The organism is Flavobacterium gawalongense (genome assembly GCF_007097265.1).
In the GTDB taxonomy this organism is placed as follows: domain Bacteria; phylum Bacteroidota; class Bacteroidia; order Flavobacteriales; family Flavobacteriaceae; genus Flavobacterium; species Flavobacterium gawalongense.
The window spans coordinates 1-15,419 of the sequence record NZ_VJZP01000018.1; the positions used below are offsets into that span (position 1 = coordinate 1).

General features: G+C 33.8%; 15 protein-coding genes. 6 read left to right on the plus strand and 9 right to left on the minus strand.

Annotated elements, in window-relative coordinates:
* Positions 1 to 309 precede the first annotated feature (309 nt).
* Entirely contained in the window at positions 310 to 771 is a 462-nt protein-coding gene (locus FNW38_RS10510) for an Lrp/AsnC family transcriptional regulator (RefSeq protein WP_143387530.1), read from the minus strand.
* Positions 772 to 926: 155 nt separating this feature from the next.
* Between FNW38_RS10510 and metE the strand changes: the two genes are divergently transcribed.
* Positions 927 to 3,251, plus strand: coding sequence for a 5-methyltetrahydropteroyltriglutamate--homocysteine S-methyltransferase (metE, locus tag FNW38_RS10515; RefSeq protein ID WP_143387531.1), 2,325 nt, complete (start codon positions 927 to 929; stop codon positions 3,249 to 3,251).
* A 64-nt stretch (positions 3,252 to 3,315) separates the two neighbouring features.
* Here metE and FNW38_RS10520 read toward each other — a convergent pair whose 3' ends face one another.
* From FNW38_RS10520 to FNW38_RS10540, 5 genes are all read right to left on the minus strand, one after another.
* A complete protein-coding gene (locus tag FNW38_RS10520) occupies positions 3,316 to 3,810 on the minus strand; it encodes an RDD family protein (protein ID WP_143387532.1) in 495 nt (164 codons plus the stop codon).
* A gap of 140 nt (positions 3,811 to 3,950) precedes the next feature.
* A complete protein-coding gene (locus FNW38_RS10525; protein ID WP_143387533.1) occupies positions 3,951 to 4,613 on the minus strand; it encodes a hypothetical protein in 663 nt (220 codons plus the stop codon).
* A 275-nt stretch (positions 4,614 to 4,888) separates the two neighbouring features.
* Entirely contained in the window at positions 4,889 to 7,303 is a 2,415-nt protein-coding gene (locus FNW38_RS10530; protein ID WP_143387534.1) for a ribonucleoside-diphosphate reductase subunit alpha, read from the minus strand.
* A 198-nt stretch (positions 7,304 to 7,501) separates the two neighbouring features.
* A complete protein-coding gene (locus tag FNW38_RS10535) occupies positions 7,502 to 8,479 on the minus strand; it encodes a ribonucleotide-diphosphate reductase subunit beta (RefSeq protein WP_143387535.1) in 978 nt (325 codons plus the stop codon).
* Between the two features lie 264 nt (positions 8,480 to 8,743).
* Entirely contained in the window at positions 8,744 to 9,310 is a 567-nt protein-coding gene (locus FNW38_RS10540) for a DUF3109 family protein (RefSeq protein WP_143387536.1), read from the minus strand.
* 270 nt (positions 9,311 to 9,580) lie between these two features.
* Here FNW38_RS10540 and FNW38_RS10545 point away from each other — a divergent pair, with 270 nt between their 5' ends.
* The 4 genes from FNW38_RS10545 (at position 9,581) to FNW38_RS10560 (ending at position 11,913) form a co-directional block, all read left to right on the plus strand.
* Positions 9,581 to 10,159: a MarC family protein gene (locus FNW38_RS10545; RefSeq protein ID WP_143387537.1), complete on the plus strand. Its 579-nt coding sequence runs from the start codon at positions 9,581 to 9,583 to the stop codon at positions 10,157 to 10,159.
* Between the two features lie 125 nt (positions 10,160 to 10,284).
* Complete coding sequence (locus FNW38_RS10550) at positions 10,285 to 10,488, plus strand: hypothetical protein (RefSeq protein WP_143387538.1); 204 nt, start codon at positions 10,285 to 10,287, stop codon at positions 10,486 to 10,488.
* A gap of 1 nt (position 10,489) precedes the next feature.
* Positions 10,490 to 11,095, plus strand: coding sequence for an FAD-dependent oxidoreductase (locus FNW38_RS10555; RefSeq protein WP_143387599.1), 606 nt, complete (start codon positions 10,490 to 10,492; stop codon positions 11,093 to 11,095).
* A gap of 68 nt (positions 11,096 to 11,163) precedes the next feature.
* Positions 11,164 to 11,913 carry a lysophospholipid acyltransferase family protein gene (locus FNW38_RS10560; protein ID WP_143387539.1) on the plus strand — a complete coding sequence of 250 codons (750 nt, stop codon included), beginning with the start codon at positions 11,164 to 11,166 and terminating at the stop codon, positions 11,911 to 11,913.
* Positions 11,914 to 11,949: 36 nt separating this feature from the next.
* Here FNW38_RS10560 and FNW38_RS10565 read toward each other — a convergent pair whose 3' ends face one another.
* The 3 genes from FNW38_RS10565 to FNW38_RS10575 all read right to left on the minus strand — a co-directional run bounded on the left by FNW38_RS10565 (position 11,950) and on the right by FNW38_RS10575 (position 14,761).
* Positions 11,950 to 13,521, minus strand: coding sequence for a S41 family peptidase (locus FNW38_RS10565; protein WP_143387540.1), 1,572 nt, complete (start codon positions 13,519 to 13,521; stop codon positions 11,950 to 11,952).
* 210 nt (positions 13,522 to 13,731) lie between these two features.
* Positions 13,732 to 14,163, minus strand: coding sequence for a deoxycytidylate deaminase (locus FNW38_RS10570; protein ID WP_143387541.1), 432 nt, complete (start codon positions 14,161 to 14,163; stop codon positions 13,732 to 13,734).
* Between the two features lie 4 nt (positions 14,164 to 14,167).
* The gene (locus FNW38_RS10575) at positions 14,168 to 14,761 is read right to left on the minus strand and encodes a HupE/UreJ family protein (protein WP_143387542.1); all 594 of its coding nucleotides are present in this window, start codon (positions 14,759 to 14,761) and stop codon (positions 14,168 to 14,170) included.
* Positions 14,762 to 14,947: 186 nt separating this feature from the next.
* Here FNW38_RS10575 and FNW38_RS10580 point away from each other — a divergent pair, with 186 nt between their 5' ends.
* A complete protein-coding gene (locus tag FNW38_RS10580) occupies positions 14,948 to 15,379 on the plus strand; it encodes a tellurite resistance TerB family protein (protein WP_143387543.1) in 432 nt (143 codons plus the stop codon).
* Positions 15,380 to 15,419: the final 40 nt, after the last annotated feature.

Here is a 15,419-nt window from a genome sequence, read left to right on the forward strand (position 1 = left end):
TTAAAAAAATATTAAACAACCTATTTTTAATAGATTACGACATTTTTTGTCATTTTAACTGGTGCGTTTGCCCTGGCATTCGCTTTTAAAAAATTTGTTATTTCAATTATTCAAATTTTATAAAATCTGCTGGATCTGCTAAATCTGCATGCCTATATTTTCACGCAGATTTACGTAGATTCTAAAATAAAAACCACTTAAAAAATTAATTCATCTTACAGATTAAAAGCTGTTAATTCTAAAAGCGAATGCCTTGCTTAAGCAATTAAAAATCTCTTAACCCCAAATTAATAAAATAATTTCGCGCTGTTAAATAGCTAATGCCGTACTGTGCTTGATTTCTCCCATCACAAAAACACTTTGAGTATTGCCTATATTCTCAATAGTCGATAATTTATTCATTACAAAATCCTGGTAACTGGACATATCTTCAACCAAAATTTTCAGCATAAAATCATAATCCCCTGCTATATTGTAACATTCTATAATTTCAGGAAGGGCTACAATATCTTTTACAAAATTACTTCCCACATTTTTGGCATGTTCCTTTAGCCGAACATTACAAAAAACAGTCATTCCAAGATTTAATTTTTTCTTATCTAACAAGGCAACATATTTCATAATATAGCCATCTCGTTCCAATCTCTTTATACGTTCATAGACTGGTGTAACCGTCAGAAATAATTTACCGGCAAGCTCTTTAGTATTGATATTCGAGTTTTCTTGCAGGTGTTTTAAGATTTGCAAATCAATGTTGTCAATATTTTCCATAGTATTTTTTACTGTTAAAAATCATTTTCAAAGTTTCATTCAGAACTAAAACCTACCATATACCTATATAATACTTTTATTCACTTAAATAATAGGCTAAGTTAAGTTTAAATATCCAATACAATAACTTTGCCTAGTAAAAAATACTGTATATAATGAAAACAAACAATCTAGGTTATCCAAGAATTGGTAGCAACAGAGAATTAAAAAAAGCCTGTGAATCGTATTGGGCAGGAAAAATTTCCGTAGAAGAACTTTTAACTGCAGGCGCAACTATCCGCAAGCAAAACTGGCAGTTACAAGCCGAAGCCGGAATCGATTTAATCCCTTCAAACGACTTTTCGTTTTACGATCAAGTATTGGATTTATCGCTTACATTGGGTGTTATTCCCAAACGTTATCAAGGATTAGCCAAAACAAACTCCACTATCGATTTGTATTTTGCCATGGCCAGAGGTTCGCAAAAAGACGGACAAGATGTGGTTGCCATGGAAATGACAAAATGGTTTGACACCAATTATCATTACATCGTACCCGAATTTACAAAAGATCAAGAATTTAAATTATTCTCCGAAAAAATAATCGATGAATTCAAAGAAGCCAATGCTTTAGGGATTGCAACAAAACCGGTACTTATAGGACCTGTAACTTATTTGCTTCTTGGAAAGGAAAAGGAAGAAGGTTTTCATAGAATAGATCTTATCGATAAATTGCTTCCGGTTTATTTTGAAATTTTGCAAAAACTGGAGGATCAAAAAGTAGAATGGATTCAATTTGACGAACCGTTTTTAGCCTTGAATTTAACCGATAAAGAAAGAAATGCAATCACTTATGTATATAATGAAATCAATAAACGTTTCCCAAAAATCAAACTAATTCTTGCTAATTATTTTGATTGCTTTGGAGAGAATCTTGACACTGTTCTTGCTTTACCCGTTCATACTTTGCATTTAGATTTGGTTCGTTGTCATTCCCAATTGGATGATATTCTGGAATCAGGGCAATTGTCCAGTAATGTAAACCTATCACTTGGTGTTGTAGATGGAAGAAATATTTGGAAAAATGATTTCAAAAAATCTTTAGCCCTTATTAAGAAAGCGACAAATGCACTCGGCGAAAACAGAATCCTGATTGCGCCATCGTGTTCCCTTATTCACTCGCCATGTGATTTGGAATTAGAAACTAACAACGCAACACTAACTCCTGAAATCAAGCAATGGTTGGCTTTCGCCAAACAAAAAACTGAAGAAATAGTACTGCTCAAATATTTTGCTTCGAATGAAATAGACATTAGTAATTCTATTCGCTTTGAAGAAAATACTATCGCCAATGAAAACAGAAAAACATCCGCTTTAATACATAATGATGCGGTGAAAAATCGTGTCGCCAGTATTACAACTGGTGATGATCAAAGAGAAAACCCATTTTCCATTCGTAGAAAAAAACAAATAGACGTATTAAATCTTCCTTTATTTCCTACTACAACTATTGGTTCTTTCCCGCAAACTACCGAAGTGCGCAGCTGGAGAGCAAAGTTCAAAAAAGGCGAATTAAACCAACAACAGTATGATGATTTACTCCAAAAAGAAACCGAAGAAACGATTCGCTTTCAAGAAGAAACAGGAATTGATGTATTGGTTCACGGAGAATTTGAACGCAACGACATGGTCGAATATTTTGGAGAACAATTAGACGGATTTACGTTTACCAAAAACGGTTGGGTACAAAGTTACGGCAGCCGTTGTGTAAAACCTCCCGTTATTTATGGTGATGTTTCCCGTCCAAATCCGATGACTGTGAAATGGGCTGAATTTGCACAATCGCTTACGCCAAAATGGGTAAAAGGAATGCTAACCGGCCCCGTAACTATTTTGCAATGGTCCTTTGTGCGTAACGATCAACCGCGTTCTGAAACCTGCACCCAAATTGCATTGGCGATTAGAGATGAAGTAATCGATTTAGAAAATGCAGGAATTAAGATTATTCAAATTGATGAACCCGCCATTCGAGAAGGATTGCCTTTACGCAAAGAAGAATGGGCAACGTATTTGGATTGGGCAGTAAAAGCCTTTAGAATTTCGGCAAGTGGCGTAAAAGATGACACCCAGATTCATACGCATATGTGTTACAGCGAGTTTAATGATATCATACAAAATATTGCCGATATGGATGCCGATGTAATCACCATAGAATGTTCGCGTTCGCAAATGGAATTACTGGATGCTTTTGCCGATTTCAATTATCCAAACGAAATAGGACCTGGCGTATATGATATTCACTCACCTCGCGTACCTTCCAGTACCGAAATGGTGAAGCTATTAGAGAAAGCTTCGGCAGTTATTCCTGTCGACCAACTTTGGGTCAATCCGGATTGTGGTTTAAAAACCCGTCATTGGGACGAAACTAAAAAGGCTTTAGTCGAAATGGTAGCCGCAGCTCAAGAGATGAGAATAGCTGTAGAAAATATAGCAACTGTTTAATAATTAAATAAAAAACCTAGTAGATTTAAAATTTACTAGGTTTTCTTTTTAAGTGAAACTATTGTCAAACTACGATTTCATCGGATGGATCAAGCAATTTCTTTTTTGCAATAAACTCATGCTTTTTCACCACATAAGTAACTGATAGTGTATCGTGCCATCCTCGTGAGTCGCCTGCTAAAAAGGAAAAAGGCTCAAAAGGGATTAATCTGGATACTGTTCGTATAATAACGCTTTTCATATTTGGTTTTGAACCATCATGCTTTACAACTAGTGTTTCAGTGAAATACTTTGCGAATGTTCTGGAGAAATACATTTCAGTAAGTCCGTAGTAAAAAAACAGGATAATGAGTTCAAAAAAGGAATTTTCAATTAGGCTCAATGATTTAACCCAATTCGAGGCTCCATAACTATGGGTCAAGTCTCCAACTATAATTATGGTTGTTCCAATACTGATTCCGATAATATAAATAATCAATACATCGATAATGAAATTCAGAAGACGCTGGCTTTTGGAAGCTAATAAATCATCTGTAACAGTAAATTTTTTATTTTCCATAGTAGTTAGTTTAGTATAAAAAACGATTACTAATAGCGATAGCTATCTCAAATATAACAAATTAATTCTAAAATATTACTTACAAACTTCATTATTGTGTGAAAGTAAAAAAATACAAACCAATGCTCTAAAATATTTCTTTAGTCTAATTTTGTTCCAATAACAATTTTAAAGCCAATGCTATCTTTATTTATAAATTGTCCCATAATAGGTTTATTGAAAACAGATTGTGACACACCTTCAACTTTAGTATAACCTTGAGATTTGAGGAAATCATTAATTTGATTTGCATATTTAAACGCCTCTGAATCTCCCATTACTGATGATATACCAATGAGTTCATTCTTTTTTTTTAAAATTCCCAAGAGTTGATTTTGTGTTTTTTCATCTAAATTCCGAGGAACAGCACCTATATTGACTTGATTAGCAGTTATTCCTCCACTTTGGTTGTTGCTTGTAACACTAACTGTTGGATTACTATTATTTAATTTTTCATATTGATTAATCTTTTTCTGTTCATTCAATATATTAGAATTAGCATTATTAACTAATTGTTTACTCACCACTTGAGAAGTATTAAATGATTCTTTTTTTACAGTTACAGCAGTATCAAAAGTTTGAATATTTTTGTTGTTTAATTTTTTTTCTGGCTCTAAAGTAAGAAAGTTTGATTTTAATGTATACCCATTAAATACAAGTAATAGAATAATTGCAATTAAAATCAATATTAATGTAAAAGTCATTTTTGAATGCTCTGCAATTAAATCCCAAAATGTTCTTCCTCTGTTATTTTGATTTGTCATAATTAATTATACCTATAAAGTTATTTTAAATACTTATTCCTTTTGAAGATAAATGTCTTAGCCCAGATTGCAGGGAAAATCCTTTTTATTTTTTCTTTAAAAATAAAAAGATTGCAACGGAAAGCGGGAAATAGCTCCAAAAAAAAGCAGTTATCATTACAATAACTGCTTAAAATTTCTCCTTTTCCCGAAGCTTCGGGAGAAATGACAAAGTGTTTTATTTATTACCGTTCTCGATCAAAAATCAAAAATCGTTAATCATCATTCTAAAATCTTTAAGACCCACACATTTCACAATCGTCCGGCCCTGCATTTTTAGAAAGTTCAATCATGGCTCTGTATTCTTCGGCAGTCATCTCTACTTGTTCCGCTATTGCAGGAACAGCGATTGACTGTTCTTGAATTTCAATTGGCTCTGCTTTTTTATCATTGTTCAATGTAAATTTAATCGCATCCACCGCAGCTTTCGTTCTCAAATAATACATTCCGGTTTTCAATCCAGATTGCCAAGCGTAGAAATGCATCGATGTCAATTTAGAATAATTGGCATTTTGCATGAATAAGTTCAACGATTGTGATTGATCGACAAAATAACCACGTTGACGCGACATATCGATAATGTCTTTCATGGACATTTCCCAAACGGTTTTGTACAATTCTTTCAAGTCTTGCGGAATGTCCAGGTCCTGAACAGAACCATTATTTCGCATTAATTCTTGTTTCAAAGTTTCGTTCCACAAACCACGTTCCACTAAATCGTGCAATAAGTGTTTGTTCACCACAATAAATTCTCCCGAAAGTACTCTTCTCGTGTAAATATTAGAAGTATATGGTTCGAATGCTTCGTTGTTACCCAAAATTTGAGAAGTCGAAGCAGTTGGCATTGGCGCTACTAATAATGAGTTTCTCACCCCGTGTTCCATCACTTCTTTTCTCAAAGAAGCCCAATCCCAACGTCCTGATAATTCTTCATCTTTCATTCCCCATAAATTGAACTGAAATTCTCCTTCAGACATTGGCGAACCTTCAAAAGTAGAATAAGGACCTTCTTCTTTGGCCATTTCCATTGAAGCGGTAACGGCTGCAAAATATAAAGTTTCAAAAATTTCTTGGTTCAGTTTTTTAGCTTCGTCGCTCGTAAATGGCAAACGCAACATAATGAAAGCATCGGCTAATCCTTGTACTCCAAGACCAACTGGTCTGTGACGCATATTTGAGTTTTCGGCCTCTTTTACCGGATAATAATTTCTGTCAATAACTTTATTCAAGTTTCTGGTTACGCGTTTGGTAACGGTGAATAATAAGTCATGATTGAATTTTTTGTTTTCCACAAACATTGGCAACGAAAGTGAAGCTAGATTACAAACTGCAATTTCATCTGTAGATGTATATTCCATAATCTCCGTACACAAATTCGAAGAACGAATTGTACCTAGATTTTTTTGGTTTGATTTTCTATTGGCTGCATCTTTATACAACATGTAAGGCGTTCCAGTTTCGATTTGCGATTCCAGGATTTTCTCCCACAATTCATGTGCCTTGATGGTTTTTCTGCCTTTTCCACGTTTCTCGTAATCAATGTACATAGCTTCAAATTCTTCGCCATACACATCATACAATCCCGGACATTCATTAGGACACATCAGCGTCCAATAACTGTCTTCCTGCACTCGTTTCATAAACAAATCTGAAGTCCACATTGCAAAAAATAAATCTCTTGCTCGCATTTCTTCTTTTCCGGTATTCTTTTTCAAGTCTAAGAATTCAAAGATATCCGCATGCCAAGTTTCGATATAAATAGCAAAACTACCTTTACGTTTTCCACCACCTTGATCTACATAACGCGCCGTATCATTGAAAACACGCAACATTGGAACAATTCCGTTTGAAGTTCCGTTTGTTCCACGAATGTAAGAACCAGTTGCTCTCACATTGTGAATAGAAAGTCCAATTCCACCTGCTGATTGGGAGATTTTTGCCGTTTGTTTCAACGTATCATAAATCCCGTCAATACTATCGTCTTGCATCGCCAAAAGGAAACAAGAAGACATTTGAGGTTTTGGAGTTCCAGCGTTAAATAATGTTGGCGTTGCATGCGTAAAGAATTTTTTCGACATTAAGTCGTACGTTTCTATTACCGATTTCAAATCGTCTAAGTGAATTCCAACAGACACACGCATTAACATGTGTTGCGGACGTTCCACGATTTTACCGTTTATTTTTAGCAAATACGATCTTTCCAAGGTTTTAAAACCAAAATAATCGTAGTTAAAATCTCTATTATATATAATATGTGAGTCTAGAAACTCTGCATTATCCATAATTACTTTATGTACTTCCTCAGAAAGTAACGGAGCATATTGACCGTTTCTCGGGTTTACATAATTGAACATATCATTCATCGTTTCCGAGAATGATTTTTTTGTATTCGAATGTAAATTTGAGATTGCAATACGAGCTGCTAATTGAGCATAATCAGGATGCGCAATAGTCATTGACGCAGCAGTTTCGGCAGCAAGATTATCCAATTCAGATGTTGAAACACCATCGTAAAGTCCTTCAATTACTCGCATTGCCACTTTCACAGCATCAACCAAATCATTCAAACCATAACATAGTTTTTTAATTCTATCTGTGATTTTGTCGAACATTACCGGCTCTTTATGGCCATCTCTTTTAACTACATACATACGCTTAATTGTTTAAAAAAACAGAAAATCCCTTTCCCATTTTTGAGTATTTGTTTTATTTTTTTGGGAAGCTAATCCCGCTGTCATTCCAATCTTTCTAGTCCTGAACTTGTTTCAGGATCCTGAAACAAGTTCAGGACTAGAAAGGATATTCCCTTCCATCGGGGCTAAAATACCCGTTGATGCGATAACTACTTTCTAAAAATCAGCGTCAAAACTAATTTTCTGAGCATCTTCATCAGTATTCATTACTCCTGACTTTTGATATTCGGCAACTTTCTTTTCAAAGAAATTTGTTTTCCCTTGAAGCGAAATCATATCCATAAAATCAAAAGGATTTGAAGTGTTGTATTCTCTGTCGCAACCTAATTCTACTAATAATCTATCAGCAACAAATTCTAAATATTGTGTCATTAACACCGCATTCATTCCTATTAAACTCACAGGAAGAGACTCAGTGATAAATTCTCTTTCTATATTTAAAGCATCTACAATAATACTTCTGATTCTTTCTTTTGGCACTTTATTAACCAAATGGTGGTTGTGTAAGTGCACCGCAAAATCACAATGAACACCTTCATCACGAGAAATTAATTCGTTAGAAAATGTCAATCCCGGCATTAATCCACGTTTTTTCAACCAATAAATAGAACAAAATGCTCCCGAAAAGAAAATTCCTTCCACAGCTGCAAAAGCTATCAATCTTTCAGCAAACGAATCCGATTCGATCCATTTCAAAGCCCAGTCCGCTTTTTTCTTAATCGCTGGAAAAACCTCTAAAGCATTGAATAATTCATCTTTCTCCGCTTCATCTTTTACATAGGTATCAATCAATAACGAATACGTTTCACTGTGAATGTTTTCCATCATGATTTGAAAACCATAAAAGAATTTCGCTTCAGCATATTGCACTTCGTTCACAAAATTTTCAGCAAGATTCTCGTTTACAATTCCGTCAGAAGCAGCAAAAAAAGCAAGAATATGTTTTACAAAATAACGCTCCTCATCAGAAAGTTTATTATTCCAGTCGTTTAAATCTTGCGACAAATCGATTTCTTCAGCAGTCCAGAAACTAGCCTCCATTTTCTTGTACCATTCCCAAATATCATGGTGTTTGATAGGAAAAATTACGAAACGATTTTTATTTTCTTGTAAAATTGGTTCAACTTGCGCCATTATAATTGTTTATTTTTTTGAGATTTTAACGAAATTTTATGCATTCCGTGGATTACAAAGATTGTGAAATATTGCCGAAATTAAAAGCCAAACTTATTCACAATCGGACCTAGTTTTTAACAAATGGAAAAAATCAGGACACTTTTCATACAAACCATAAAAAACTGTATATCAGTAGTTTAAAATTTAAAAAAGAGCGTAAAGCACCGTAAAATATAGGATTTTAAAAACAGGAAACAAGAAAAATTTAATTTTTTTTTGGATTTATTTTTTCATGTCCAGAGCCACTTTTTCAAGCTCTGCATACCAGTCTTCTCCAAACTTTCTAATCAATGCTTCTTTAACAAATTTGTAAACAGGAACTTCAAGTTCCTGACCTAAAGAACAGGCCGCATCACAAATATCCCACTTGTCATAATTGACAGCGGCAAACTCTGTAAAATCTTTCACACGGATAGGATATAAATGACAAGAAACTGGTTTTTTCCAATCAATTATTCCTTGATTGTACGCTTGTTCGATACCGCAAAGTGCTGTTTTACCGTCAAAAATCACATAAGCACAATCTTTATTGTCAATCAGTGGTGTTTCAAGATCACCATCAGTTCCTTTTACCCAAGTTCCTTGCGCTTCAATAGCAGCAATTCCTTGTTTACGAAGAAACGGTTTTACCTTAGGATAAATTTCTTCTAATATCTTCGTTTCCTCAACGCTCAACGGAGCTCCTGCGTCACCATCTACACAACAAGCCCCTTTACAGGCTGATAAATTGCAAACAAAATCTTTTTCGAGTATGTCTTCTGAAACGATGGTTTTTCCTAATTGAAACATTATTTTGGGGTACTGTGATTATAAAGCGCAAAGGTAGTCAAAGTAAATTGTATATTTTTAGATAAAAACCAACTTTAACTTTCTTTGCAAACCAACTTATCAATTGACTTTTTAAAGTCATTAACAAACTAATAGTAAACCGTATACAATCTAAAATATCAAAAAAGCAATCAAATAGTAATCCATAAAAAAAGGCTCAAACGTATTGTAATAAAATTCGATTTTAATCAAAAATCTATCGAAAAGTTTAACTTTGCAAACAAAAAAACTATGTTTGAAATCGATTTTAGAGAGATAATTACGGTTGGAATGGTCCTTTTTGCTGTAATTGATATCGTGGGAACCATTCCTATTATTGTTGATTTAAGATCGAAACACGGACATATAGAATCCGAAAAGGCATCAATAGTAGCCGGTATAATTATGATTGTTTTTCTTTTTGTGGGAGAAGAATTATTGAATTTAATTGGGATTGATGTGAATTCTTTTGCCGTTGCAGGTTCGTTTGTATTATTCTTTTTAGCATTAGAAATGATTTTAGGAATTCGTATTTATCGTGACGAAGAAGCAAGTTCCGCCTCAATAGTCCCTCTTGCTTTTCCTTTAATTGCCGGAGCAGGAACTATGACAACTTTACTATCCTTGCGTTCCCAATTTCATACTGTAAATATAGTACTTGCGATAATTTTGAATATTATTCTGGTATATATTGTTTTGAAATCATCCTCCAAAATCGAAAAAATATTAGGAGAAAATGGCCTTGGAGTCATTCGCAAGACTTTTGGAGTGGTACTTCTTGCAATTGCTGTTAAATTATTCGCCGCTAATGTTAAAGGTTTATTTGTCTAAAATAAATTTTCATAAATTTACCCCCATAACGTAATAAATGTAAAATAATTTGATTTTATTTGGACTTAAATTTCCAAAAGAAATATTCCTAACCATCTATTTTATATTAAAAACAAAAACATATCATGAAAATCTTTACTAACATATTAGTGTTTTTAGCCTTAGCTTTAATCATATTTAATGTTACTTTGCTTGATTTCAGAAATCCATTTCAAGGAGACAGTGTTGTTGCTTTTATTGGAATTGCAGCTTCTTTTTGCGCTGTTTTGATTCTTCTAATTTTTAGAATGTCTAAAAAAATTGAAGAAAACTCGAATGACAAACTTTAACATGTTTGACACTCTGATTTTTGGCGGTGGTGTTTCCGGAATGTCTTGCGCCCTTGTTTTGGGTTCAGCAAAAAACAAATCCTTTGCCACTGATAAAAAAATTGGCATTTTTACTCATCAAAAGACATCTGCTCTTCAGGAAGCATTGTTTAATAATGCTTACGGAATAGCAGCAGGCAAATTAGGTTCCGAATTATTGACTGAAAGCGTCCAACATCTTTCCCAAACCTATCCTCACATTACACAAATTCCGGATGAAAAAGTGCTGAAAATTAAAGGGGAATTCCCTGAATTTATGGTTACGACAAATAGGAAAACCTATAAAACTAAAATCATCGTCATAGGCATTGGATCCGCAAATACTTTTACAATAGATGGATTAATGCAATATGTTGAACCGCATCAAAAATCGCTACCTGAAAAACAACGAATCCAATTAAAAAATAGTGACCACAAAGTTGCCGATGGGATTTATGTCATAGGAACTTTAGCAGGCTGGAGAAGCCAACTGGCCATTGCTGCCGGAAGTGGTGCTGCCGTTGCTACCGACATTCTTACTTTATGGAATGGTGGCGTACAAACGCATTGTCACGATAGTATAAGATAAATAGAATTTCATTCTGAAAAATCTCTAGAAAAATAATGGTAGGTTTACACTTTCATTAAATTGTTTTTATGTTATCACTATTATTGAGCTTCACAAGACTCATCATTTTTATAGTATTTGTTTCCTTTTTCTCGATTATTTTCTATTTCATGAGTTTCTTTTGGAGTGAAGAAACTAATTCCAACAAAGCGCTCGTATTGCGCGATTTTTTAATAAGAGTATCTAATATCATTTTAGGGATACGCACAATTGTCTATGGCGAAAAACCCATTGTACAGTGGCTAATTGTAGCCAATCATCGGTCATATTTTGACCCAATCGTTATTGTAAATCTAATCCATGCCTTTCCTGTAGGAAAGAAAGAGGTTGCATCATGGCCACTTATTGGATACATCTGTAAAATATCGGGTGTGTTATTTGTAGACAGAAAGTGCTCAAAAAGCAGACAAGAAACTGCTGAAAAAATTCGAGAAGTTCTTAGCAAAGGATATTCTATCATTAATTTTCCTGAAGGAACAACACATGATTTACCAACGACTGTCGATTTCAATTACGGTTCATTTGTCATGGCCACTAAGATAAAATCAGCAGTTATTCCTATAGCGATCGATTATAAAGAAAAAACGGATGCCTTCATCGGAAACGACACTTTTATTCCGCATTTTTTAAAATGTTTTGGAAAACTTACCACCGAGATTAAAATAACTTTTTTTTTGCCTATTTATTCTGAAGATGCAACCTATTTATTAAATACTTCTAAAAACATGATAGACAAAGAACTCATTCGCTATAGGAAAGATTGGGACAGTGAAAATTAGATTCTGTCCTTTAAAACAGTTACTCTTTTATTCATTTTAATTCTTGAAAACCGCTTTAATCATCGCATCTTCTTTCAGAACAATTTCATAATAATATTTTCCCCCATATACCTGTCGGGCAAATTCTGCGGCAAGGTATCGTTTTACTAATGACTTGCTTTTTCCGAATTTCAAATCCAATCCGTTTTGGAAAATATACTTTTGAAAAGAATTGAAATACAAATCCGTTCCATTCATTTTAGTCATGAATTGTTGAAAAGACAATCCTTTAAAAACATTTCTATTTTTGTCTAATTCTTCGAATACAAAATGGCCTACGATTCCCGATTGCATTAAATAAGCGGTACTTTCATTTCCATGCTCTACTTCAAGTGGCACAAAAACATCAGGAACAATTCCGCCGCCGCCATAAACAATTTTACCTTTTTTGGTTTTAAATTTTAAACTGTCGGAAACCTTTATACTATCCTTTTCAAACAATTCCCCGTTTTCAAAACGAGTATTCGATTCTTTAAAGTACGCTTCATTTCCTTTAGAATATGGTTTTTGAATGGAGCGGCCGGTTGGCGTGTAATATCTGGCAATAGTCAATCGAACGGCCGAACCATCATCAAAATCCATTTCGCGTTGCACCAATCCTTTTCCAAAAGAACGTCGTCCTACGATCGTTCCCCTGTCATTATCTTGTATCGCTCCCGCAAGGATCTCGCTTGCTGACGCACTATTTTCATTAATTAACACAAACACATTTCCGCTTTCGAAACTTCCTCTTTCCGTTGCAAAAGTTTTATCTACATTCCCTTTTTTGTTTTTAGTAAAAACAATTAATTGACTGTCTTTCAATAATTCATCAGCAATTGCGATAGCTTCCTCCATATAACCGCCGCCATTATCGCGAAGGTCAATAATTAATGATTGTGCCCCTTGTTTTTTCAAAGTCGCCAATCCCTTTTTAAACTCGCCATAAGTGGTTTCGGCAAATCGATTTATTTTTATATAACCGGTATTATTTTTCAAAAGCATGGACACATCTACACTTTTTAAAGGAATAACATCTCGCTTTACTGTTAATTTAATTTTTTTACGCTCTGATTTTCTATAAATTGTAAGCTCAATTTCGGAACCCACTGTACCTTTTAGTTTGGAAAACAGACTGTCATTCGGTAATTTTCGTCCAAACAATTTGGTTTTATCGGCATACAAAATCCTATCACCCGCTTTTATTCCTGCTTTTGCCGAAGGGCCATTTTCGACAGGTTTTATTATGGCAACTGAATCCTTATACATATAGAAATTTACGCCTATACCCACAAAATCTCCCCTCATACTTTCAACAACTTCGGTTTGCTCACTCGGAGGAACATATACAGAATGCGGATCTAATTTGGCCAGAATATTGTCAACAGTAAGATTTACAATAGAATCCGTATTCACATCATCTACATATTCGTTATCAATAAAATCAATGAGCTCATTCAGCTTATTTTTCGAACTATTTTTAGTGAAAAAATGATTTTGATTTGGAGTATTTAATACCCCCCCAAGAACAATTCCTATAGCAAGAGCTACACTAATAAGTATAGGCAAGTATTTATTATCGATTTTCATTTTATTCTTCTAAATATTAACAACAAAAAATAAAATTTAAACCCTATGAGGAATATAAGATCATCTAAGTTGAATTGTCAATGATTGGTATTATGTGTCCTTATATTTCTTATATGGTTAACCAAGTTTAATATGCTTTTACGAAATTAGACCTTTAAAAAAATATAAGTTTAAAAAAGCTTTAAACTATAGAACATAGCCAATTTCATTTTATTCTTCTAATACCGGAATATGCTCTACTTCAACTCCCGCTTTTATCAAAAACTGAATTCCGGAATCATCGCGGTACCCATTGTGATATACCACTCTTTTTATTCCAGATTGATGGATTAATTTACTACATTCTTTGCAAGGCGAAAGCGTAATGTATAACGTCGCACCCTCACAAGATTGCGTGGATCGTGCTACTTTTAGGATTGCATTGGCTTCTGCGTGCAATACATCCCAACGCGTTAAACCTTCCTCGTCTTCACAACAATTTTCAAATCCCGATGGTGTTCCGTTATACCCATCAGAAATTATCATTCTATCTCTTACTATGATGGCCCCCACTTGCTTTCTTTTACAATAAGACAAAAGTCCCCATTCAGTTGCAATTCTAAGATACGCTTTATCGTATTTATTTAATTTTTTTGTATTCATTTTTTTATCTAATCCAGATTTCACTTTCAATAATCATTGGCAAAACTACTCCTATTATAAATGCTGACATCACCAAAGTCCAATCCCGTTTTGAAAACCTAAAAACAGTTTGAACAATGTAAGATAAAACCAACACAACGAAAACCACAACAATTTGAGCAGCTTCTATACCTAATGCAAATTCTCCCAAAGGCAATAATTTAGAAGTTGCGCTTCCTCCCAAAATTGACTTAAAATAGTTTGAAAAACCCAAACCATGAATAATCCCAAAGAAAAGTGTAATAAAGAATACCAAATTTATACTTTCTTTTTTACCTGATTTTCCAGCCGTAAAAAGATTGAACAGCGCCGTTATTAATATCGTTATCGGAATTAACAACTCAACCACATTTACTTTAATGGCAATTATGTCAAAAACGGAAAGCAATAAAGCCACTGTATGTCCTATTGTAAAAAGGGTTACCAGCAGCACTATTCGTTTCCAATCCTTGAAAGAGAAAGGAACGGCTAATGCTATTAAAAACAAAACGTGGTCATACGCATGAATATCCAAAACGTGTTTTAATCCTATTTGAAAGTAAATCCAAAATTCTGACATAGGTAATTTATTAAATTGATATTGGGGCTGTAAACTTACGATTAATTTTGAAAACGATTGATTTGAAAATATAAATCATTACTTAAAAAATGATTTAAAAACGCCCTAATTCACGAACAAAATTTAAAATAAAAAATTAATAATTTAAAAATAGACTTATCTTTGTAAGATAAAAAATTAATAATTATGTCATTTTCAGATTTATTTGATAGCGAATTCAAACAAAGAAATAAAGGTCATTTTTCAGCCATAGTTCGTGTAGCACTTGCCGACGAGAAGTTTGTTCCGGAAGAAAAAATGTTTTTAGACAAACTGGCCGTTAAACTAGAAATTTCTCAAGCAGAATATGTAGAAATTTTAGAAAACCCATTAAAATACCCTATCAATCCTCCGTATTTACATGAGCAAAGATTGGAGCGTTTGTATGATTTAGCCAGAATGGTTCATGTTGATCATCAGTTAGGAGACAAACAAGAATTATTATTAAGAAAAATTGGTTTAGCATTAGGTTTTACTCCTGAAAACGTAAATTATATCGTAGCCAAAGCGTTATCATTGGTAGATAAAAAAGTAGACTTAGATACTTTCATTTTCGAAATGCAAAACATGCATAAATAAAAATCATAAAAAAGCTTCCGCCGTGGCGGAAGCTTTTTTT

Bases quoted from the DNA above. Each gene is read 5' to 3' on its own strand.
- FNW38_RS10510 (WP_143387530.1), bottom strand. From the start codon at position 771: ATGGAAAATATTGACAACATTGATTTGCAAATCTTAAAACACCTGCAA.
- metE (WP_143387531.1), top strand. From the start codon at position 927: ATGAAAACAAACAATCTAGGTTATCCAAGAATTGGTAGCAACAGAGAA.
- FNW38_RS10520 (WP_143387532.1), bottom strand. From the start codon at position 3,810: ATGGAAAATAAAAAATTTACTGTTACAGATGATTTATTAGCTTCCAAA.
- FNW38_RS10525 (WP_143387533.1), bottom strand. From the start codon at position 4,613: ATGACAAATCAAAATAACAGAGGAAGAACATTTTGGGATTTAATTGCA.
- FNW38_RS10530 (WP_143387534.1), bottom strand. From the start codon at position 7,303: ATGTATGTAGTTAAAAGAGATGGCCATAAAGAGCCGGTAATGTTCGAC.
- FNW38_RS10535 (WP_143387535.1), bottom strand. From the start codon at position 8,479: ATGGCGCAAGTTGAACCAATTTTACAAGAAAATAAAAATCGTTTCGTA.
- FNW38_RS10540 (WP_143387536.1), bottom strand. From the start codon at position 9,310: ATGTTTCAATTAGGAAAAACCATCGTTTCAGAAGACATACTCGAAAAA.
- FNW38_RS10545 (WP_143387537.1), top strand. From the start codon at position 9,581: ATGTTTGAAATCGATTTTAGAGAGATAATTACGGTTGGAATGGTCCTT.
- FNW38_RS10550 (WP_143387538.1), top strand. From the start codon at position 10,285: ATGAAAATCTTTACTAACATATTAGTGTTTTTAGCCTTAGCTTTAATC.
- FNW38_RS10555 (WP_143387599.1), top strand. From the start codon at position 10,490: ATGTTTGACACTCTGATTTTTGGCGGTGGTGTTTCCGGAATGTCTTGC.
- FNW38_RS10560 (WP_143387539.1), top strand. From the start codon at position 11,164: ATGTTATCACTATTATTGAGCTTCACAAGACTCATCATTTTTATAGTA.
- FNW38_RS10565 (WP_143387540.1), bottom strand. From the start codon at position 13,521: ATGAAAATCGATAATAAATACTTGCCTATACTTATTAGTGTAGCTCTT.
- FNW38_RS10570 (WP_143387541.1), bottom strand. From the start codon at position 14,163: ATGAATACAAAAAAATTAAATAAATACGATAAAGCGTATCTTAGAATT.
- FNW38_RS10575 (WP_143387542.1), bottom strand. From the start codon at position 14,761: ATGTCAGAATTTTGGATTTACTTTCAAATAGGATTAAAACACGTTTTG.
- FNW38_RS10580 (WP_143387543.1), top strand. From the start codon at position 14,948: ATGTCATTTTCAGATTTATTTGATAGCGAATTCAAACAAAGAAATAAA.